The following is an 18,298-nucleotide window of genomic DNA, read 5'->3' on the forward strand; positions in this document are numbered from 1 at the left end:
GAAATGAAGAGAATAAATTCGCTTAGGAGAATTGGTTTGTTAATGACGAATGTTGGCCATACTGCTATGTATTTTGATAATAGTCGCATGGCTGTAACCTTATTGCATCTCAGCGAAACTTATATTATCGATATAAAAGGACAAGATAAATGTGGCTACAATTCAGTCATTTTAGGCACAGGAGATTTAAAAAAAATAGCAAAACCTCAGTTGGAATATTTAAAGAAAAAGGGTATAAATAGTAAATGTAAATTATATGAAAGTAGATTAACTGATCTATTCGGAATAGAATGTGGTAAAAAGGTGGGGGTTAATCATTTTGTAGTTGGTCAATATCTTGACATTACGGGTTATTCTTTAGGTAAAGGGTTTGCTGGTGTGATGAAGCGGCATAACTTCAGTGGGCTTAGGGCATCTCATGGCGTTTCTATTGCTCATAGATCACAAGGTTCTACTGGTCAATGTCAAGATCCTGGTAGAGTATTCAAGGGGAAGAAAATGGCTGGTCATTTAGGTAATAGCAGAGTAACTGTACAGAATATGAAAATATTATCCATTGATTATGAAAATAGCATAATTGCTGTAAGGGGTAATAATGTTCCTGGGTTTAAAAACTCTTATGTTTTTGTGAGAGATGCAGTTAAAAAGCCTTTACATAAAGATGTTCCTTTTCCAGCAGGTCTGCTGTTGAATATGAGTGATGATGCTAATAATTTGGTGAGTTAGTTATGGAATGTGAATTAGTTGATCTATCTAATAATAATGTAGGTAGTGTTGAGCTTAATCCCTTGATATTTTCTGCCAAGCAAAAATTGAGTATTTTGCATGATATAGTGAGATGGCAATTAGCAAAGAGAAGAGTTGGTACTCATAAAACAAAGGGTATCAGTGATGTTTCTGGTACAACAGCTAAGCCGTATGGTCAAAAACGTACCGGTAGGGCGAGACAGGGGAGCTTGCGATCTCCTCAGTTTAGAGGTGGTGGAATTATTTTTGGTCCTGTTGTGAGGAGTCATGCTTATTCTCTTAATAAAAAAGTACGTAAATTGGGTTTGAAAATTGCTTTATCTCTAAAATATTTAAATAATCAAGTTATTGTTCTTGATAGTTTAAATGTTGATGTGAAGAAAACATCTAAAATGTGTGAATATATTAAAAATTTTAAATTTTCTTCTTTTTTAATAGTTGGTGATTATGGAGATGATTTGTTACGTGCTGCTAAAAATTTGCATTATGTAGATTTAATCAAACCTATTGGGTTAAATGTTTTTGATATATTGAATCATGAATGCGTGATGTTAACAAAAGACACTTTAAAGCATCTTGAAGGTAGATTGTTATGATTAAATATAATAATATAATAAAATCTCCTGTAATCACAGAAAAGGCTTCTCTTTTAAGAGAGAAGTTTAATAAATACTCTTTGTATGTTTTTGTAAATGTAAATAAGCGTCAAATAAAATCGGCAATAGAGTCTTTATTTAATGTCAGAATTTCTTCTATAAATGTTATTAGAGTTAAACCTAAATATAGACGTTTCAGGGGTGTGGTTGGTTGTAAAAAACAGAGAAAAAAGGTTTATTTTTCTTTGATAGATGGTCAAAAATTAGATATAATGAGCGTTTAATATGGGTATGAAATTTTTTAATCCTGTTACTCCGTCTTCTCGTGGGACTATATTAATAAGTAAAATTGGTTTATCAAAAGATAAGCCGGAGAAGTCTCTTGTATTTGGCAAGAAATCCAGTGGTGGAAGAAATAATCATGGTAGAATTACAACTCGTCACAGGGGTGGTGGTCACAAGAAGAAGTATAGAGTTATAGATTTTAAACGTAACAGAAGTGATCAAGGTATAGTTGAGAAAATAGAGTATGATCCAAATAGAAGTGGGTTTTTAGCATTAATATCATATAAGGAAGATGATATTAAATCTTATATATTAGCTCCTCAAGGTATGAAGCCTGGTGATGTTGTGACAGCTGGAGATGATGCTGATATTTTGCCAGGGAATTGTTTACTACTCAAGAATATACCTGTTGGTTCTTTCGTTCATAATGTTGAGCTGAAGCCAGGTAATGGTGCTGCGATTGCTAGAGCTGCTGGTTGTTATGCACAAATCGTTGGTCGTGATGGCCAATATGTTTTATTACGACTCAGGTCTGGTCAAATTAGGTTGATTTTATCTTCTTGCAAGGCTACTATTGGTGTAGTATCTAACCCTGACCATAAGAATAGAAAGTTGGGTAAAGCTGGGAGAAGTAGGTGGCTTGGGATTAGACCTACTGTACGTGGAGTTGCAATGAATCCGGTTGACCATCCTCATGGAGGTGGAGAGGGAAAAACTTCTGGCGGTCGTCATCCTGTTACTCCTTGGGGTGTTGCAACAAAAGGAAAGAAAACTAGGAAAAAAAATAAATCTAGTGATAAGTATATAAAAAAATTGAAAGGTTAATTTATGAGTAGATCTGTATGGAAACCACCTTTTTTACACCCATCTGTACTAAGATTAGTTCAGAGAGCTTTAAAAGAGGGTTCTATTAATAAGGTGATAAAAATTCATTCCAGGGCTTCTGTAATTCTTCCTAATTGTTTGGGTTTAAAATTTGCTGTTTATAATGGTAAAGATTACATTCCTGTTAGTGTTGATAATCAGAATATGATAGGTCATAAATTCGGTGAATTTTCACCTACTCGTAAATTTACTGGGCATGGTGGTGATAAAAAGGCAACAAGAAGGTAGGCAATTGATATGAAAAATAGGGATATAATAGTTGAGGCTGGTTCTAAGGTTTTAAGATCAACTCCTCGCAAATTAAATTTGGTTGCTGATTTAGTGCGTAATAAAAAAGTTTCTTTTGCTAATGTACAATTAAGATTTTGTGAAAAAAAGGCTGCCGGTTTTATAATGAAGGTGTTGAATTCTGCAATTGCTAATGCTCAAAATAATTATGGATTGAACGTTGATAATTTATATATAAAGGAAATTTTAATAGGTAAGTCACTTACTTTGCGTAGAGTATATCCAAAAGCTATGGGTAGGGCTAATAGAATGAGCAAATTTTATAGTAATATAACTATAAAATTGAAAGAAATTGTATAATTTATAGAAATGGAAAATTAATAAGGAAAGTGTAAAAATATGGGACAGAAGGTTAATCCTAAAGTATTTAGATTGCAAATAAATAGTAATACCTGGGATTCTGTTTGGTGTGCTACGGATGATTATAAACAGAAATTGCATCAAGATCTATTTATTCGCAGTTATATAAATGAATCCTTTAAGCATGCTGGTATTTCTAAAGTAACTGTAGAGCGTACAGTTAATTTAGTGTCTGTAATAATACATTCTTCTAAGCCTGGAGTTATAATAGGTAAGAAAGGTTTGGATGTTGAGAAGATAAAGCAAAAAATAGCTAAAAAAGTAGAAAGTAGTGTCGAAGTGAATGTAGTAGGAGTTAAAAAGTCTGAAATAGATGCAGTTTTAATATCAAGGAGTATTACACATCAGCTAGAAAAAAGGATTTCATGTAGAAGAGCGATGAAAAAAGCTATTCAAAATTGTTTGAAGATGGGTGCTGAGGGTATTAAAGTAAGTTGCTCTGGGCGTCTTGGCGGAGCTGAAATAGCTCGTACTGAATGGTACAAAGAAGGTCGTTTGCCTTTACACACTTTGCGTGCTAATATAGATTATGCTTTTTGTGAAGCGAAGACTATATGTGGTATTATAGGAGTTAAAGTTTGGGTTTATGTTGGTAGTTAAGGTATATTGAAATGTTTGTTCCCAAAAAGAGTAAATATAAAAAGGTATTTAAGGGGAGAATTAAGGGTAATGCTAAGGGTGGTAGCGCGCTGTCTTTTGGAGATTATGGATTAAAAGCTATGGAAGTAGGTAAGGTTCAGTCTAAGCATATTGAAACTGCAAGGCGCGTAATATCTAGAACGTTAAAACGCTCTGGTAAAGTGTGGATAAGGATTTTTCCTGATACCCCGGTTAGTAAAAAGCCAGCAGATGTACGTATGGGTAAAGGGAAAGGTAGTGTTGAATTTTGGGTATTTAAAGCTAAGCCCGGTAGGGTTTTGTTTGAAATTAGTAGTGATGTTCCCATGCATTTAGCAAGATTGGCGCTTGAAAAAGCGACTGCTAAGCTTCCTATGAAGTGTAAATTTATATCTAATCATAATTGAATGGAGTTGCAATGGATATAGTTAAATTTGAATCAGAATCTTCACAAGGATTACATGAACTTCTTGTGAATTTGAGGAAAGAATTTGTTAATTTGGCTTTTCAAAAAAAGCTGGGCCAGTGCAACAATTTTTCGCGTTTTAGCTTAATAAGAAAGAGCATAGCTCGTAGTCTAACTGTATTAAATAGAAGAAAGAGAGAGGGAAAAAATGCCTAAGAAGGTTTTTTGTGGTGTCGTAACTAATGCTGAGTCTGATAAGACTGTAAAGGTTTCGGTGTTACAAGTGTATAAGGATAGGCTGTATAAAAAAGTTATTAAAAAATACAAGAAGTATACAGCACATGATGAGAATAATAGTTGCAAAAAGGGAGATAGGGTTTTAATACAGGAACATAAGCCTATTTCTGTTACTAAAAAATGGGTTGTTATCAATAGCTAAAAAGGAATAGGTATTTATATGATTCAAAAAAATACATTGTTAGAAGTAGCTGATAATTCTGGTGCGCGTGCAGTGCTTTGTATTGGCTTGTTAGGTGGTAGGAAATCTGCATCTGTAGGTGATACGATTATTATATCTACTAAGTCTATTAACCCAAAAGGTAAAGTTGAAAAAGGAAAAGTATATAAAGCAGTTGTTGTTAGAGTAAAAAATAGTGTTAAGAAATCTGATGGTTCTGTAATTCGTTTTTCTAGCAATGCTGTGGTTTTAATTAATGATCAAGGTGAACCACTTGGCACTCGGGTGTTTGGTCCAGTAAAAAAGTTGTTATCTGGTTCTTTTATGAAAATAATGTCATTAGCTGATGAGGTTTTATAATGAGTGCTAAAATAAAAAGTGGTGATGATATTATAGTTTTAACTGGTAAAGATAAGAGAAAAATTGGTAAGGTAATCAAAGTTATAATACGTGATGCTAAAAAGAAAGTAGTTGTTTCTGGCGTAAATGTGTGTAAGAGACATACTAAACCAAGAGCTGGTAGTGGTGGTGGTATATTGAATAAAGAGTTAGCTATTGATGTATCCAATGTTGCAATATTGGATCCTAAGTGTAAAACTCCAACTAAAGTAGGATTTAAGATTATAGATGGTAGAAAAGTGCGTTTTGCAAAAGTTTCTGGAGAAGTGATAGATTAGGTTGATATGTTTAAACAATTGTATAAAGATAATATAGTAAAATCCTTAAAGGATAAGTTTAATTACGGCAATGTAATGCAAGTGCCTAAACTTGTCAAGGTGTGTATCAATATGGGCGTTGGAGATGCTGCTACGGACAATAAAGCGATAAATGAGCCATTTGATAATCTACATTTGATTGCTGGGCAAAAGCCTGTGTTAACCTTTGCAAAAAAATCTATTTCTGGTTTCAAAATTAGAAAAGGTGCAACTGTAGGTTGTAAAGTGACTTTGCGTAGAAATAAAATGTATGAATTCTTAGAAAGATTAATATATATTGCTTTGCCAAGGGAAAAAGATTTTAGAGGGTTTAGTGTGAAGCAATTTGATGGTCATGGTAATTTTTCCCTTGGTATCAAGGAGCATATATCATTTTTAGAAATAGACTATGATAAAATAAGTAAAATTAGAGGTATGGATATTAATATTATAACAAGTGCAGTTAGTGATAAGGAAGCAAAGGAATTATTACTGGCTCTTAAATTCCCTTTTTTTGATAATTGAGAGAAAATATATATGGCAAAAAAATCCATGATACAGAAGAATCTTCGTAGAATAAAGTTATGCGATCAATATAGGGAGAGAAGGGAAGAATTAAAATCTATAATGAATAATAAGGATTTATCTATTGCAAAAAGGTTTGCAGCTCAAAGTAAGCTGATTAAAAAATTGCCTAGAGATTCTTCTAAAATCAGAATTAGGAATAGATGCGCTTTAACTGGTAGGCCGAGAGGAGTATATAGAAAATTTGGTTTATGTAGGATTGTTTTACGTGATTTGTGTTCTTTTGGACAAGTTCCAGGGGTTACAAAATCTAGTTGGTAAATGTGATATAAGGAGTGTAATAGTGTCGTTATCTGATGGTATTGGTGATTTTTTAACAAGAATACGTAATGCTCAATTGGCAATGCATAGGGAAACAAGAGTCCTATTCTCTAAAGTGAATTCTTCTATATTGAAGATCTTAAAAGAGGAAGGGTATATTCTTAATTATGAAAAGCAAGAGAGTGATAGTATCCCTTCGCTTGTTGTGCAGTTGAAGTATTATGATAAATCACCTGTGATTAATGATATAGCTAGGATATCAAAGCCCGGTTGTCGTTATTATTCTAAGTGTAAGGACATTTCTAAAGCATATAATGGTCTTGGAATTTTTATTATATCTACACCGAAAGGAGTGATGACCGATTATAATGCACGTAGATTAAAAGTTGGTGGAGAAGTTTTGTGTCGTGTATTTTAAATGATAGGAGAAATGTATGTCTCGTATAGGTGCCGCACCTATCAATATTCCTGCTGATCTTTCAGTTGAATATAATGATGGTAGGGTATTAATAAGAAGTGTTAGGGCAGAAAAAGAGCTGAACTTGTGTAGTGGCATTCTGTGTCAGATAGTTGATAATCAATTGTTACTTTCTGTTGATCAAGGCAGGGATGATTATGATAAAATAAAATCTATATGGGGCACTTATAGAAGTAATATTAATAACATGATTAACGGTATGGTTAATGATTTTTCTGTTGATCTTGAGATTAATGGTGTGGGGTATAAAGCAGAATGTGATGATAAGTATTTGACTTTATATCTTGGTTATAGTCATAATATTAAGTATAAAGTGCCTAAAGACGTTGAGATTAAGTGTATAAAGCCAACTCATTTAGTGATTCGCGGTATGGATAAGCAAAAAGTCTATATGGTGGCTTCTGATATATGCAAAATTAGAAAATATGATCCTTATAAAGGTAAGGGTATTGTAATAAAAGGCAAATTTATGCTGCGTAAGGTTGTAAATAAAAAGAAGTAATTAAAATGAAAAGATTGTATAATTTTTTAAGTAGCTATGAAAAAAGGAAACTTCGTAATAGAGCGAAGCTCGATAAGAGCGCTGGACGTTTACGTATATCCGTATTTAAGTCTAATAAACATTTTTACGTTCAGTTGATTAACGATGCAAAAGGAATAACCCTAGCTTCTGCTTCTACTTTGGATGATAAAATTAGGAATGTATGTAAAGGTAGGGTCAATGCTGAAACTATAAAACAGGTTTCTTCTTTATTGATTGAGCGTCTGCCTAGTACAAAATTGCAGCAGCGGTTCGTCTTTGATCGGGGAGCATATAAGTATACAGGATTGATTTCTCAATTTGCTGAGGCTTTAAGAAGCTCTGGATTTAAATTTTAGAAGGTTTTAAATATGGCTGTAAAGAATTTACAAAATAATAATGATTTATCAGAACTTTTGGTTTCAGTGCGAAGGGTAACAACGGTTACTAAAGGTGGTAGAAGATTTTCATTTTCAACTTTGGTTGTTGTTGGTGATGGTAAGGGTAGGGTAGGATGTGGAATAGGTAAACACGCAGAGGTTGCTGAAGCAAGAGTGAAAGCTGTAAATGCTGCAAAGAAGTCGATGATTAGGGTATACTTACGTGAAGGTAGAACTTTACATCATGATATTAAAGCTAAATTTTGTTCTGGTGAGATAGTTTTAAGAGCTGCAAGAACTGGAACGGGTATTATTGCTGGTGGAGCAATGAGGTCGGTTTTTGAGGTATTAGGTATAAAGGATGTGGTAGCTAAGTCTACTAGATCAAATGATCCCCATAATATTATATGTGCAGTATTTAAGGCTTTTGATGTTATGTTATCTCCTCGCCAAGTGGCAGGTAAGAGGGGTAAAAAGATTAGTGAGATAGTTGGAAATAGGTAAAGTATGAATGATGCTGTAAAATTAAATTCTGTGTTTACCAAATTATCTAAGAAAAAGAAGCCTAAATTATTAGGTAGAGGTATTGGTTGTGGTAAAGGTAAAACATCCGGTAGGGGGCATAAAGGGCAAAAAGCGAGAAGTGGCGTTTCTATAAATGGTTTTGAAGGTGGACAGCAGTCTATATATACTCGTTTACCTAAAAGAGGTTTTAAGCCTATACGCAAAAACTTATACTCTATATTTAATGTTGGTGATGTACAGTGCTTAATGGAAGCTAAAAAAATAGTCAAGGATTCTATCATAGATAAGGAGCTACTGCATAAATTAGGTTTTATCAGATCTGTTAAAAGTAAAATCAAACTTCTTAATAAGGGTAAATTAAGCGAAAAATTTGTGTTTCATGTTGATTTTGCATCAGAAGCTGCAAAAAGATCTGTAGCTTCAGTTGGTGGTAGTGTAGAAATACTATCGTAAATCATGAGCAGTAAATTTGCATTTAATAGTTTGGATTCTACGTTATTATATAAAAGTGATTTACTAAAGCGTATATTTTTTACGCTAATGGCTTTAGTTTGTTATCGTTTAGGCACTTATGTTCCTATTCCTGGAGTTAATCTTGATATAATCAATGATATATTTCCAAAAGAGAGTTCTGGTGTTTTTGGAGTATTTAATTTATTTTCTGGTGGCGCTTTAGCTAGAATGACGATCTTGGCGTTAAACGTTATGCCATACATAGTTGCATCCATAGTTATGCAATTATTATCTTCTGCCGTTAAAGGAATCAATGAAATTAAAAATGAAGGAGAGTTAGGACGTCGAAAGATGAACTCTTATATACGCTATATGACTATAGTGTTTTGTATCTTTCAATCAATTACGATCTTAATAGGGTTAGAAAGAATGAATAGGGAAGGGGTATTAGTTGTAGTTGAACCTGGTATTATGTTTCGTACTATAGGTGTCTTTAGCCTTTTAGGTGGAACTATATTTTTAATATGGCTTGGTGAGCGGATCAGTGTGAGCGGTATAGGCAATGGTATCTCATTAATCATTTTTACTGGCATAACATCTGAATTACATAATGCTTTATCATCTCTGCTAACATTAAATAAAAATGGTAGTATGTCGTTTTTCATTACCCTTTTTGTTATAGCATTGTTTTTTTTACTGCTCCTTTTAGTCATTTTTACAGAATCTTCTTATAGAAAGGTAATTGTTCAATATCCCAAAAAACAGTTTAAAAAATTACATAATGATGATTTTACTTACATTCCATTGAAGATCAATTTATCTGGTGTAATACCAACTATTTTTGCTAACGCAATTCTATTAACGCCTATTTCAATTGCAAATTTCTATAAAGGTCATGCCATTGCTGATTTTATTTTAAACTACTTTATGGCAAATAAAGTGATGTACATTATAACTTACTTAATACTCATAGTACTTTTTAATTTTTTCTATACCAATTTTATATTTAATCCAGAGGAAAATGCTGATTTTCTTAGGAAAAATGGTGGTTTTATTCCTGGTAGAGGGCCTGGAAAACATACTTCTGATTATCTTCAAGATATAGTTTTTAAATTAACATTTATTGGGTCTGCGTATTTGGTGGTAATATGTACTATACCTGAAATTATGAGGTATCATTATGATATACCATTTATTTTTGGTGGGACGAGCTTGCTGATTATAGTTAACGTTATTACTGATACTATTATGCAAGTACAATCTTATGTTTTTTCAAATAGGTACGATAGTTGGATAAAGAAATATGAGTCTAAAACAAGGAGACTAAAGTGATTATTACAATTTTTGGTCCTCCTGGCTCTGGTAAGGGTACTCAGTCCAGTTTGTTAATAGCAAAGTATAATTTTAAATTAGTTTCAGTAGGAGATTTATTAAGGAATATTATATCTAGTGGGAGTAAATTAGGTAAAGGAATAAAGGATACTGTTGAATCTGGTAATTTAATTCAAGATGAAGTTATATGTAAATTATTGTGTGACCAGCTTGCATTAATAGATGGTGATTTTTTGTTAGATGGTTTTCCAAGAAATTTAAATCAAGCTCATTTTTTAACTCAAGTTTTGCAAAAAAGATGCAATAGGGATGTTGATCTTGTAATTGAGTTGCAGCTTGACGATAATATTGCAATTGATAGATTAAAAGATCGTCTTACTTGTTTGGATTGTAAAAGTATATATAGTATATCTTCTTTTAAGAATACTACTTGTGCTAAATGTAAAAGTACGAGATTGGAGAAGAGAATTGATGATGCTAATATGCTTGCAATTAATAAGAGGATAAGAGAATATCATTCTCAGATAGAGGGTTTGCGCGAGTATTATAAGGACAAGTTGTTAACAATTAACGCTAATTTGAGTGTTGATAGAGTAATGCAAGAGATTGAAAGTAAAATTTCTTGTAATTTGATTTGACTATAAGTTGTTTTATGGTATAAATTAAGAGTTATTATTAATAAAGTATCGAGGTATCAGTGGCACGTATTGCAGGCATAAATGTTCCGGTGAAGAAGTGTATTCCTTTTGCATTAACTTATATACATGGTATAGGTATTACTACTGCGAATATAATTTGTCGTAGCTGTAAAATTGATGAGCGTAAGCGTGTTTCAGAATTACAAGATGAAGATATAGAGAAAATTAGTAGCTTTATTAGGCAAAAATATGTCATAGAGGGTGAGCTCAGAAAAAAAGTGGCTATGGATATAAAATCTTTAATAGAAATCGGTTGCTATAGAGGATTAAGGCATAGAAAAGGTTTGCCTGTGAGGGGACAAAGAACCCATACTAATGCTAAAACTCGTAAAGGCAGATCTAAATTGCCTATTGCTGGAAAAAAATAAAATTTGTTATTATCGTGAGTTTTTATGAAAAAAGTTAAAACGGTTGGTAAGAATACAAAAAGGTTTATTACTGGTATTGTCCATATTCGTGCAACTTTTAATAATACTTTTGTAAATGTGACTGATGTTTGTGGTAATACGCTTTACCAGACTTCTGTTGGTGCATGTGGTTTTTCTGGTTCGAGAAAATCCACACCTTATGCTGCAGGTAAGGTTGCCGATTCTGCTGCGAAGAAAGTAATAGAGAGATTTGGTATGAAGGTTGTTTCTGTAATAATTCGTGGTCCTGGTTTTGGTGCAGAAGCTGCAGTTAAAGCACTTAGGAATTGTGGATTGACTGTCACTTCAATTGCAGATAAAACGGCGATACCTCATAATGGGTGTAGACTAAGGAAAAAAAGAAGAGTATAGGATATTTGGAAGGTTTTTGTATGTATTATAGTGATAATGTCTCTTTCTGTGGAAATTTAGATAGATTAACTAAGCCTAATGCGATTAAGGTAATATCAGGTGATTCAAGTAAAAAAGGTGATATAGTTCTAGAACCTTTGGAAAGTGGTTTTGCTTTAACGTTGGGTCATGCATTAAGGCGTGTAATGTTGTCTTCTCTTCGCGGTAGTGCTGTTTATGGAATAAAAATTGAAGGCGTGAATCATGAATTTACTTCGATCCAAGGAGTTAGGGAAGACATAACTGATATAGCATTAAATATGGGCATGTTGAGATGTAAGCTAAATAACACGTCTAATAAGTGCTTAAATTTGAGCGCTAAAGGGCCTTGTCAAGTATTAGCTGGAATGATAGAAACTGATGACCAATGCTCTATTGTTAATAAAGATTTGGTGATATGTACACTAGGTCAAGATGTGGAGCTTAACATTACTATATATGTTGCTAGCGGAAAAGGTTATCTTCCTGTAAATAAATATAAAGAAAATGAATTTTTAAAGCTTATGAATGAACAAGATTTAATTGGTTTTATTCCAGTTAATGCTTTATATAGTCCTGTCGAGAGGGTTTCGTATAGAGTAGAGAATAGTCGTGTTGGTCAAGTTACTGATAAAGATAAGCTAATATTGTCAATTGAAACTGATGGTACAATCTCTCCAAGTCAAGCTGTTGACTATGCTGCAAGAATATTACAGGAGCAATTTCAGCCTTTTATTAGTTCTGATATAAGTTATAAAAAATCGCAGGTTTCTTTGTCTAGTGGTGCTAAAGATTTGGGCTATGATCCTGTTCTATTGCGTAAAGTAGATGAAATGGAATTATCTGTTAGATCTCATAACTGTCTGAAAAATGAAAATATCACTTATATAGGTGATCTTGTGCAAAAGACGGAAGTTGAAATGTTAAGAACTGCTAATTTTGGCCGAAAGTCTTTGAATGAAATCAAGGCAATTTTAAATAATTCAGGTTTGTCTTTGGGTATGAATATACCAAATTGGCCGCCTAAGGATATAGATGAACTGGCTAAACAACATACTGATGAGGATTAGGTAGTATATGAAACATGGAATAAAGAAAAATAAACTGTCTCGTTGTACCGAGCATAGGTTATCAATGTTAAAGAATCTATCTATCTCGTTAATTAATCATGAGCAGATTGTAACTACTTTACCAAAGGCTAAAGCACTTCGTCCATATGTGGAAAAGTTTATTACAATTGCTAAGAATAACGATTCTTTACATGGTAGAAGGCTTTTGCTTTCACGTCTTCATAATAGTAAGTTAGTAGTTGATAAATTATTAAGCGTTCTAGCTAATCGTTATCAAGACCGTAAAGGTGGATATTCTAGAATAATAAAATTTGGTACTCGAAAGGGTGATTGCGCTCCAATGGCAGTGATAGAGCTAGTTGATAGAGATATTTCAGCAAAAGGTGAGATTTATAGTAAAAATAAAAAAGGAAGCAAAGTAGTTACACAAAGCTAATTATTCTTTTTATGGTAAGTAGGTTACGCTATTTTGTAGGTTACTTTGGAGAATTGTTAGTTTCGATATATTTAAAGCTGAAATTCTATAATGTTATAAAACGTCGCTTCCGTTGTAAGTTGGGTGAAATTGACTTAATTGTATCTAAAAAAAGGGAGCTGATTTTTATAGAAGTTAAAACAAGTTTATTTGGAAAAGAAGTACCGATATCTCATTTTCAGTGTCAGTCTATTATAAATTCTTCTAAATATTTCTTAAGTAAAAATCTTGATTTTTTAGATTATTCAGTCAGATATGATTTATGTTTTCTTTCCTTAAGGAGAAGACCTATTTATATAAAAAATGCTTGGATTGAACAATGGTAGCTAAAATAATTTAGATTTACTAGAACAGGTAATTGAATATGAAAAACAATAATTTAGTTTCATCTTATGCTAGAGCACTGTTTCATGTCTCAGGAAGCAGATTAGGTATTATAAGAAAAGAAGTAGAATTTTTGTTAGCTTTTTTTAAAGATCAAGATGTTTTTGTGTATCTATCTCATCCTATGGTTTCTCTTTTGCACAAAAAAGAAGCGATACTTTCTATAAAGGAGAACTTGAGTGAAAACTTAGTCAAATTTATTATGGTTACACTTGCAAACAAGCGCTCCCGTTTATTAATCCTTATATTAGAAAAATTCTTAAATCTTGTAAGGGAAAGTGAAAATGAATTGGAAATTACTATAAAATCAGCAGAGATTTTAAAGAAACCTGATATAAAAATAATTACTGAATCTTTGAACTTTCTTGGTAAAATAATAAAAGTCAGTCATGTGGTTGATCCTTCTATACTAGGTGGCTTTGTAGTTAGGTATGGTTTTAACGTGATTGATGCTTCGCTTAAGAGTTATTTGGATAGATTGGTTGATTTGAGTAAAATGGAAATGTTGAAAATAAGGAATTGTATATGAAGAATAGCATAAATGCCTCTGAAGTAGTAAACATAATAAAAGAGAAGGTTGAGACATTTGATAATCCTATAAAACGAGAAAATATAGGTGAAGTAATTTCAGTAACGGATGGTATCACATTGGTCTATGGGCTGGAAAAAGCAAAGTTTGGTGAAAAGGTATCTTTTGCAAGCGGTGTAGAAGGAATAGTTCTTGATTTAGATCATGATACAGCTGGAATAGTTGTGCTTGGCAATGACCGTGATGTAAAAGAAGGGGACGTTGTAAAATGTAGTGGTGATGTTGTACAGGTGCCTGTAGGTCATGAATTATTAGGGAGAGTTGTAAATGCATTAGGCGATCCTATAGACGATGGCGGAGAAATTAGAGCCAAGAACAAAATGTATATAGAATCTAAAGCGCCAGGTATTATTGACCGTAAATCTGTGCATGAACCTCTGCAGACAGGAATTAAAATTATAGATTTGTTGATTCCTATAGGTAGAGGGCAACGTGAATTAATTATTGGCGATAGACAAATTGGTAAAACCACTATTGCGATTGATACTATTATCAATCAGAAGAAGATTAATGATGAGGTAAACGAAAATCAAAAAATTTACTGTGTTTATGTTGCTATTGGACAAAAAATTTCGACAGTAGCAAAAGTGGTGAATAAGCTAAAAGAAAGTGGAGCATTAGAGTATACAACCGTAGTTGTGGCTAGCGCATCTGACTGCGCGCCTATGCAATTTTTAGCACCTTATACCGGTTGCACTATTGGAGAATTTTTCCGTGATAATGGAATGCATTGCTTGGTGGTATATGATGATTTATCTAAGCATGCTGTGGCATATAGGCAGATGTCCTTATTGCTCAGACGTCCTCCTGGTCGTGAAGCTTATCCTGGAGATATATTCTATGTACACTCTCGCTTGCTTGAAAGAGCTGCCAAAATGTCTGATGAAAAAGGACAGGGATCTTTGACTGCTTTGCCGATTATTGAGACTCAGGCTGGCGATGTATCTGCATATGTTCCAACTAATGTGATTTCAATTACAGATGGACAAATTTTTCTTGAGTCTGAATTGTTTCACAAAGGATTTCGCCCTGCAGTGAATATAGGTTTATCGGTTTCTCGGGTTGGCTCTGCTGCACAATTGAAATCTGTGAAAAAAGTTGCTGGTTCTATAAAGCTGAGTTTGGCCCAATATAGAGAACTGGAAGACTTTGCTAAATTTGGTTCTGATCTTGATGCTACTGTTCAATTGTCCTTAAACAAAGGTAAATACCTTATTGAATTATTAAAGCAAAAACAGTATTCACCTATGCAAATAGAAGAGCAAGTATTGCTTATGTATATCTTTTCTAATCTGTATGGTCAATTAAATAAGGTACAGGTGAGCAACATCAATAGGTTCGAGTGTGATCTTATCAATTATTTTCAAACTGTTCACCCTGGAGTTTTAAAAAAGTTGTCAGGTGACATGAATGATGATATAAAAGATGATATTCTTGGTATTGTGAGTGATTTTGTCACTCAATTTAATTGCGTTTAGGCGGTGATTATGACTTCATCCATTGTTAACAAGTTTCCTATTACAAGGGAAGGTTTTGAGAGTATGCAAGTCGAACTTGAGAAATTAAAGGAAGAAAAACCTTCTATCATACAGGCTATTTCTGATGCTCGTGATCAAGGCGATTTATCTGAAAATGCAGAATATCATGCAGCACGGGAAAGATTAAGTTTTATTGAAGGCCGCATAATTGAGGTAGAGAGTAAACTTTCACATGCAGAAGTGATAGAAGTAAAAAATTTGTCTGGTGATACAGTAATGTTTGGTGCAACTGTTACGGTAAGCATGCTCGGTGATGATAACAGTGAAATAGAATATGTTTATAAGATTGTAGGTGGGTATGAAGCTGATGCTTCAAAGCAGTTGATCTCTACGGATTCACCACTCGGTAGTGCTTTAATTGGCAAAAAAGTTGGTGAGTATGTGGAAGTGATAGTGCCAAATGGAGAGAAATTGTATAAAATAGTTAAGATTGAGTTTAAGTAAATCATGGTACAAGTAACTTATCCTTCAATTAGTCTACCCGGTATTTCTTCTGTGGAAGATGTATTGAGGGATGCTAGTTCTGGTAAATTATTCATTTTAGTTGACGATGAAAACAGAGAGAATGAAGGTGATCTGATTGTATTAGCTGAGAAATTAGAGCCAGAACATGTGGCTTTTATGGTTAGATACGGTACAGGGATTGTTTGTTTAGCAATGACTAAAGTTCACATGAAAAGGTTAGGCCTTAGTTTCATGGAAAAAAAAAATGTTGGTGAAAATCATACTGCTTTTACTACATCAATTGATGCACGTTATGGTATTACTACGGGTGTTTCAGCTGAGGATAGAACAAAAACTATACGTGTTGCTATTGATAAAAATAGAACTCAGGATGACATTATAACTCCCGGTCATATTTTTCCTGTGATTGCACATGAGGGTGGAGTAGAGCAACGTGCTGGTCATACTGAAGCAAGTGTTGAGATAGCTAAGTTAGTGGGATGTAATCATTCTGCAGTTATTTGTGAATTAGTGAATGATGATGGCTCTATGATGCGCTTACCCCAGTTGCTTGAATTTGCTGAACAACATAATATTAAGTTAACTACCATTGATAAACTTATCAGTTACGTTCAAAATTTAAACTAGCGTTTATAGATTCGTATAGTTTAAGTGTTAAAATATAAAATTCCTCAAAGTTATACAAACAAGGAATTTCCATGTCTAAGCTTTTTGTTTTACTATTTTTTTTCGTATACTGTAATAGCGCTTACTCTGTTAGTATTATTAGAGATAGTGAAGTGGAAGCGGTAGTTAAGGATCTAGCGCAACCTTTATTTTCTGCTGCGGGTATTGATAATGATAAAATAAAAGTTTTTATAGTTGATGATAGATCGATTAATGCTTTTGTAATTAACAATAATAGCATTTTCATTCATTTAGGGCTTTTACAATATTCGACTGAACCTTATGTCTTACTTGGTATATTAGCACATGAAATTGCTCATATATCTGCTGGTCATGTATTACAAATGAGTAGTGCTGTAGGTTATTTTCAATCAATAGCAATGATTAGTTATATGGTAGGATTAGTTTCTAGTATTGTCATTAACCCTCAGGTTGCGAGTGCAATCTTGCTTAGTGGTGTAACGCTTAGTTCAAGGTTGTTTTTTAACTATTCTCAAGAGCAAGAGAGTGTAGCAGATAGCTATGCTTTAAGATACCTAGATGAATCTGGCTATGATAATTTGGGTATGAAAGAGATTTTTGACTATTTTAAGAGTATTGAGCATGAAAACACTGAAGAGTATTTCCGCACTCACCCACTTAGTGATAAGCGTATATTTGCTGTACAGAATTATAAGGTTAAAAACAATATAAAACCAATCCTTGCAGATAAATTGCTGAAGTTTGAGCGTATGGTTGCAAAGCTAGACTCTTTCTTTGCTCCTATTCATGTGTTATCTAATAAATATGAAGGTAGTTCTAAGTATGTAAATGCTGTAATTCACTATAGGCAAGGAAAGATAGAAGAGGCTATTACTAAAGTTAATTCATTGATTCAAGAGTCACGCAATGATCCTTATTTATATGAATTAAAAGCGGAGATGTTATACAAAGCTGGAAATTTAAGTGAAGCAATAAAAATGTATGAAGAATCACTTAGATATTTATCTGAGAAGAATAACTATTTAGTGAAACTTGCATTATCTCATACTTTATTGTTATACGGTGACGTAGAGAAGGCAATTTTTTACCTGGAGCAGATTGCAAGCGTAGAAGCAAATAACGCTTTTGTCTGGAAGTATTTAAGTATTGCATATAAACGTAGCGCTGATATGGCAATGTATTACTTTGCTTTGACGAAAAAGGCTTGTATTGAAGGTAATTTAGAGAAATTTATGAAGTACGCTGAGTTAGCTATTAAAACTTTACCGAGAGATAGCTCTTGCTTGCTGCAAATTGAAGATATGAAGGAACAATACACACAAAAAAATCCTGATTTTTAAGTTATTTTTCCCCACACTTGCTCAACATACTATCTTGTTTAATGCTATCGGGTATAATTTTCATTATAATCGCTTTGGCACCAAAAAATACACCACAAAACATACCTAGGGCAAAGAGAGCTGGCCATGGCATTCTACCAAATATTGCAAGCAAAGCTGCACCTATTATGACTACAGTCATAAGTGGCCCACCTATTCCCCAAATATAACCAATAATATTGCATATTACTTGGGCAGTTGTATCATCTATATCAGTAGCAGCATTTGCGTAATCTGAAAAAGAGAGAAACAGCACTATACATAAAGCATTAAAAAATTTTTTTATTATATAGCTCATTCTTTTGCCTCCAAGTAATAAACTAGTGTGAATCTAAATTTATATATATATTTATTTTAGGGTAAAACTCATAGTTTGTCCATAAA

At 33.2% G+C, this 18,298-nt stretch carries 32 protein-coding genes; 31 read left to right on the top strand and 1 reads right to left on the bottom strand.

The annotated features are described in order from the left end of the window. Positions 1–3 precede the first annotated feature (3 nt). The 31 genes from rplC to ABWU56_RS01915 all read left to right on the top strand — a co-directional run bounded on the left by rplC (position 4) and on the right by ABWU56_RS01915 (position 17,875). Positions 4–726: a 50S ribosomal protein L3 gene (gene rplC / locus ABWU56_RS01765; protein ID WP_353281670.1), complete on the top strand. Its 723-nt coding sequence runs from the start codon at positions 4–6 to the stop codon at positions 724–726. Positions 727–728: 2 nt separating this feature from the next. Further along, entirely contained in the window at positions 729–1,343 is a 615-nt protein-coding gene (gene rplD / locus ABWU56_RS01770; protein ID WP_353281671.1) for a 50S ribosomal protein L4, read from the top strand. After that, positions 1,340–1,627, top strand: coding sequence for a 50S ribosomal protein L23 (locus ABWU56_RS01775; protein ID WP_010404680.1), 288 nt, complete (start codon positions 1,340–1,342; stop codon positions 1,625–1,627). The genes rplD and ABWU56_RS01775 overlap by 4 nt, the downstream gene beginning before the upstream one ends. A gap of 1 nt (position 1,628) precedes the next feature. After that, positions 1,629–2,453 (top strand): 50S ribosomal protein L2, encoded by an 825-nt coding sequence (gene rplB / locus ABWU56_RS01780; RefSeq protein WP_353281672.1) that lies wholly within the window; start codon positions 1,629–1,631, stop codon positions 2,451–2,453. Between the two features lie 3 nt (positions 2,454–2,456). Further along, positions 2,457–2,741 (top strand): 30S ribosomal protein S19, encoded by a 285-nt coding sequence (gene rpsS / locus ABWU56_RS01785; RefSeq protein ID WP_010404687.1) that lies wholly within the window; start codon positions 2,457–2,459, stop codon positions 2,739–2,741. 9 nt (positions 2,742–2,750) lie between these two features. Continuing rightward, positions 2,751–3,101, top strand: coding sequence for a 50S ribosomal protein L22 (gene rplV, locus ABWU56_RS01790; RefSeq protein ID WP_007302537.1), 351 nt, complete (start codon positions 2,751–2,753; stop codon positions 3,099–3,101). A gap of 39 nt (positions 3,102–3,140) precedes the next feature. Beyond that, entirely contained in the window at positions 3,141–3,761 is a 621-nt protein-coding gene (gene rpsC, locus ABWU56_RS01795; protein WP_265041688.1) for a 30S ribosomal protein S3, read from the top strand. Between the two features lie 11 nt (positions 3,762–3,772). Beyond that, positions 3,773–4,186 (top strand): 50S ribosomal protein L16, encoded by a 414-nt coding sequence (rplP, locus tag ABWU56_RS01800; RefSeq protein ID WP_353281673.1) that lies wholly within the window; start codon positions 3,773–3,775, stop codon positions 4,184–4,186. Positions 4,187–4,197: 11 nt separating this feature from the next. Next, a complete protein-coding gene (gene rpmC, locus ABWU56_RS01805) occupies positions 4,198–4,401 on the top strand; it encodes a 50S ribosomal protein L29 (RefSeq protein WP_007302540.1) in 204 nt (67 codons plus the stop codon). Then, on the top strand, positions 4,394–4,624 hold the full coding sequence (gene rpsQ, locus ABWU56_RS01810) for a 30S ribosomal protein S17 (protein WP_010404696.1): 231 nt from the start codon (positions 4,394–4,396) through the stop codon (positions 4,622–4,624). Before rpmC ends, rpsQ begins: the two co-directional genes overlap by 8 nt. Before the next feature lie 18 nt (positions 4,625–4,642). Further along, entirely contained in the window at positions 4,643–5,002 is a 360-nt protein-coding gene (rplN, locus tag ABWU56_RS01815) for a 50S ribosomal protein L14 (protein ID WP_007302542.1), read from the top strand. After that, the gene (rplX, locus tag ABWU56_RS01820; RefSeq protein ID WP_010404700.1) at positions 5,002–5,319 is read left to right on the top strand and encodes a 50S ribosomal protein L24; all 318 of its coding nucleotides are present in this window, start codon (positions 5,002–5,004) and stop codon (positions 5,317–5,319) included. Before rplN ends, rplX begins: the two co-directional genes overlap by 1 nt. Positions 5,320–5,325: 6 nt before the next feature. Continuing rightward, entirely contained in the window at positions 5,326–5,862 is a 537-nt protein-coding gene (rplE, locus tag ABWU56_RS01825) for a 50S ribosomal protein L5 (protein ID WP_264374629.1), read from the top strand. Between the two features lie 12 nt (positions 5,863–5,874). After that, positions 5,875–6,183 (top strand): 30S ribosomal protein S14, encoded by a 309-nt coding sequence (gene rpsN, locus ABWU56_RS01830; RefSeq protein WP_007302545.1) that lies wholly within the window; start codon positions 5,875–5,877, stop codon positions 6,181–6,183. A gap of 22 nt (positions 6,184–6,205) precedes the next feature. Continuing rightward, complete coding sequence (gene rpsH / locus ABWU56_RS01835; protein ID WP_353281674.1) at positions 6,206–6,601, top strand: 30S ribosomal protein S8; 396 nt, start codon at positions 6,206–6,208, stop codon at positions 6,599–6,601. A 16-nt stretch (positions 6,602–6,617) separates the two neighbouring features. Beyond that, complete coding sequence (gene rplF / locus ABWU56_RS01840; RefSeq protein ID WP_010404706.1) at positions 6,618–7,163, top strand: 50S ribosomal protein L6; 546 nt, start codon at positions 6,618–6,620, stop codon at positions 7,161–7,163. Positions 7,164–7,168: 5 nt separating this feature from the next. Next, positions 7,169–7,540: a 50S ribosomal protein L18 gene (rplR, locus tag ABWU56_RS01845; protein WP_052265059.1), complete on the top strand. Its 372-nt coding sequence runs from the start codon at positions 7,169–7,171 to the stop codon at positions 7,538–7,540. Between the two features lie 12 nt (positions 7,541–7,552). Further along, positions 7,553–8,065, top strand: a complete 513-nt coding sequence (gene rpsE / locus ABWU56_RS01850) for a 30S ribosomal protein S5 (protein WP_010404712.1) — start codon at positions 7,553–7,555, stop codon at positions 8,063–8,065. 3 nt (positions 8,066–8,068) lie between these two features. Beyond that, positions 8,069–8,539, top strand: a complete 471-nt coding sequence (gene rplO / locus ABWU56_RS01855) for a 50S ribosomal protein L15 (protein WP_006012263.1) — start codon at positions 8,069–8,071, stop codon at positions 8,537–8,539. 3 nt (positions 8,540–8,542) lie between these two features. Next, positions 8,543–9,871 (top strand): preprotein translocase subunit SecY, encoded by a 1,329-nt coding sequence (gene secY / locus ABWU56_RS01860; RefSeq protein ID WP_010404717.1) that lies wholly within the window; start codon positions 8,543–8,545, stop codon positions 9,869–9,871. Continuing rightward, on the top strand, positions 9,868–10,509 hold the full coding sequence (locus ABWU56_RS01865; protein WP_052265056.1) for an adenylate kinase family protein: 642 nt from the start codon (positions 9,868–9,870) through the stop codon (positions 10,507–10,509). Before secY ends, ABWU56_RS01865 begins: the two co-directional genes overlap by 4 nt. Positions 10,510–10,568: 59 nt before the next feature. Continuing rightward, positions 10,569–10,937, top strand: coding sequence for a 30S ribosomal protein S13 (rpsM, locus tag ABWU56_RS01870; protein WP_010404723.1), 369 nt, complete (start codon positions 10,569–10,571; stop codon positions 10,935–10,937). Between the two features lie 24 nt (positions 10,938–10,961). After that, positions 10,962–11,348, top strand: coding sequence for a 30S ribosomal protein S11 (rpsK, locus tag ABWU56_RS01875; RefSeq protein ID WP_006012273.1), 387 nt, complete (start codon positions 10,962–10,964; stop codon positions 11,346–11,348). Positions 11,349–11,368: 20 nt separating this feature from the next. Beyond that, positions 11,369–12,436, top strand: a complete 1,068-nt coding sequence (locus ABWU56_RS01880; protein WP_265030533.1) for a DNA-directed RNA polymerase subunit alpha — start codon at positions 11,369–11,371, stop codon at positions 12,434–12,436. Between the two features lie 7 nt (positions 12,437–12,443). Next, entirely contained in the window at positions 12,444–12,872 is a 429-nt protein-coding gene (gene rplQ, locus ABWU56_RS01885) for a 50S ribosomal protein L17 (protein WP_010404731.1), read from the top strand. 11 nt (positions 12,873–12,883) lie between these two features. Continuing rightward, positions 12,884–13,237 carry a YraN family protein gene (locus tag ABWU56_RS01890; protein WP_010404733.1) on the top strand — a complete coding sequence of 118 codons (354 nt, stop codon included), beginning with the start codon at positions 12,884–12,886 and terminating at the stop codon, positions 13,235–13,237. A gap of 38 nt (positions 13,238–13,275) precedes the next feature. Next, positions 13,276–13,824: an ATP synthase F1 subunit delta gene (gene atpH / locus ABWU56_RS01895; RefSeq protein WP_007302557.1), complete on the top strand. Its 549-nt coding sequence runs from the start codon at positions 13,276–13,278 to the stop codon at positions 13,822–13,824. Next, entirely contained in the window at positions 13,821–15,362 is a 1,542-nt protein-coding gene (gene atpA / locus ABWU56_RS01900; RefSeq protein WP_007302558.1) for a F0F1 ATP synthase subunit alpha, read from the top strand. Before atpH ends, atpA begins: the two co-directional genes overlap by 4 nt. 9 nt (positions 15,363–15,371) lie before the next feature. After that, on the top strand, positions 15,372–15,866 hold the full coding sequence (gene greA / locus ABWU56_RS01905) for a transcription elongation factor GreA (RefSeq protein ID WP_007302559.1): 495 nt from the start codon (positions 15,372–15,374) through the stop codon (positions 15,864–15,866). Between the two features lie 3 nt (positions 15,867–15,869). Beyond that, positions 15,870–16,514, top strand: coding sequence for a 3,4-dihydroxy-2-butanone-4-phosphate synthase (gene ribB, locus ABWU56_RS01910; protein WP_353281676.1), 645 nt, complete (start codon positions 15,870–15,872; stop codon positions 16,512–16,514). A 71-nt stretch (positions 16,515–16,585) separates the two neighbouring features. Further along, positions 16,586–17,875 (top strand): M48 family metalloprotease, encoded by a 1,290-nt coding sequence (locus ABWU56_RS01915; RefSeq protein ID WP_353281678.1) that lies wholly within the window; start codon positions 16,586–16,588, stop codon positions 17,873–17,875. Position 17,876: 1 nt separating this feature from the next. On the opposite strand, the gene ABWU56_RS01920 is transcribed toward ABWU56_RS01915, so the two are convergent. Next, positions 17,877–18,212, bottom strand: coding sequence for a TrbC/VirB2 family protein (locus tag ABWU56_RS01920; protein WP_007302562.1), 336 nt, complete (start codon positions 18,210–18,212; stop codon positions 17,877–17,879). Between the last annotated feature and the right edge of the window lie 86 nt (positions 18,213–18,298).

The organism is Wolbachia endosymbiont (group B) of Horisme vitalbata (genome assembly GCF_964028625.1).
GTDB lineage: Bacteria > Pseudomonadota > Alphaproteobacteria > Rickettsiales > Anaplasmataceae > Wolbachia.

Bases quoted from the DNA above. Each gene is read 5' to 3' on its own strand.
- rplC (WP_353281670.1), top strand. From the start codon at position 4: ATGAAGAGAATAAATTCGCTTAGGAGAATTGGTTTGTTAATGACGAAT.
- rplD (WP_353281671.1), top strand. From the start codon at position 729: ATGGAATGTGAATTAGTTGATCTATCTAATAATAATGTAGGTAGTGTT.
- ABWU56_RS01775 (WP_010404680.1), top strand. From the start codon at position 1,340: ATGATTAAATATAATAATATAATAAAATCTCCTGTAATCACAGAAAAG.
- rplB (WP_353281672.1), top strand. From the start codon at position 1,629: ATGGGTATGAAATTTTTTAATCCTGTTACTCCGTCTTCTCGTGGGACT.
- rpsS (WP_010404687.1), top strand. From the start codon at position 2,457: ATGAGTAGATCTGTATGGAAACCACCTTTTTTACACCCATCTGTACTA.
- rplV (WP_007302537.1), top strand. From the start codon at position 2,751: ATGAAAAATAGGGATATAATAGTTGAGGCTGGTTCTAAGGTTTTAAGA.
- rpsC (WP_265041688.1), top strand. From the start codon at position 3,141: ATGGGACAGAAGGTTAATCCTAAAGTATTTAGATTGCAAATAAATAGT.
- rplP (WP_353281673.1), top strand. From the start codon at position 3,773: ATGTTTGTTCCCAAAAAGAGTAAATATAAAAAGGTATTTAAGGGGAGA.
- rpmC (WP_007302540.1), top strand. From the start codon at position 4,198: ATGGATATAGTTAAATTTGAATCAGAATCTTCACAAGGATTACATGAA.
- rpsQ (WP_010404696.1), top strand. From the start codon at position 4,394: ATGCCTAAGAAGGTTTTTTGTGGTGTCGTAACTAATGCTGAGTCTGAT.
- rplN (WP_007302542.1), top strand. From the start codon at position 4,643: ATGATTCAAAAAAATACATTGTTAGAAGTAGCTGATAATTCTGGTGCG.
- rplX (WP_010404700.1), top strand. From the start codon at position 5,002: ATGAGTGCTAAAATAAAAAGTGGTGATGATATTATAGTTTTAACTGGT.
- rplE (WP_264374629.1), top strand. From the start codon at position 5,326: ATGTTTAAACAATTGTATAAAGATAATATAGTAAAATCCTTAAAGGAT.
- rpsN (WP_007302545.1), top strand. From the start codon at position 5,875: ATGGCAAAAAAATCCATGATACAGAAGAATCTTCGTAGAATAAAGTTA.
- rplF (WP_010404706.1), top strand. From the start codon at position 6,618: ATGTCTCGTATAGGTGCCGCACCTATCAATATTCCTGCTGATCTTTCA.
- rplR (WP_052265059.1), top strand. From the start codon at position 7,169: ATGAAAAGATTGTATAATTTTTTAAGTAGCTATGAAAAAAGGAAACTT.
- rpsE (WP_010404712.1), top strand. From the start codon at position 7,553: ATGGCTGTAAAGAATTTACAAAATAATAATGATTTATCAGAACTTTTG.
- rplO (WP_006012263.1), top strand. From the start codon at position 8,069: ATGAATGATGCTGTAAAATTAAATTCTGTGTTTACCAAATTATCTAAG.
- secY (WP_010404717.1), top strand. From the start codon at position 8,543: ATGAGCAGTAAATTTGCATTTAATAGTTTGGATTCTACGTTATTATAT.
- rpsK (WP_006012273.1), top strand. From the start codon at position 10,962: ATGAAAAAAGTTAAAACGGTTGGTAAGAATACAAAAAGGTTTATTACT.
- ABWU56_RS01880 (WP_265030533.1), top strand. From the start codon at position 11,369: ATGTATTATAGTGATAATGTCTCTTTCTGTGGAAATTTAGATAGATTA.
- rplQ (WP_010404731.1), top strand. From the start codon at position 12,444: ATGAAACATGGAATAAAGAAAAATAAACTGTCTCGTTGTACCGAGCAT.
- ABWU56_RS01890 (WP_010404733.1), top strand. From the start codon at position 12,884: ATGGTAAGTAGGTTACGCTATTTTGTAGGTTACTTTGGAGAATTGTTA.
- atpH (WP_007302557.1), top strand. From the start codon at position 13,276: ATGAAAAACAATAATTTAGTTTCATCTTATGCTAGAGCACTGTTTCAT.
- atpA (WP_007302558.1), top strand. From the start codon at position 13,821: ATGAAGAATAGCATAAATGCCTCTGAAGTAGTAAACATAATAAAAGAG.
- greA (WP_007302559.1), top strand. From the start codon at position 15,372: ATGACTTCATCCATTGTTAACAAGTTTCCTATTACAAGGGAAGGTTTT.
- ribB (WP_353281676.1), top strand. From the start codon at position 15,870: ATGGTACAAGTAACTTATCCTTCAATTAGTCTACCCGGTATTTCTTCT.
- ABWU56_RS01915 (WP_353281678.1), top strand. From the start codon at position 16,586: ATGTCTAAGCTTTTTGTTTTACTATTTTTTTTCGTATACTGTAATAGC.
- ABWU56_RS01920 (WP_007302562.1), bottom strand. From the start codon at position 18,212: ATGAGCTATATAATAAAAAAATTTTTTAATGCTTTATGTATAGTGCTG.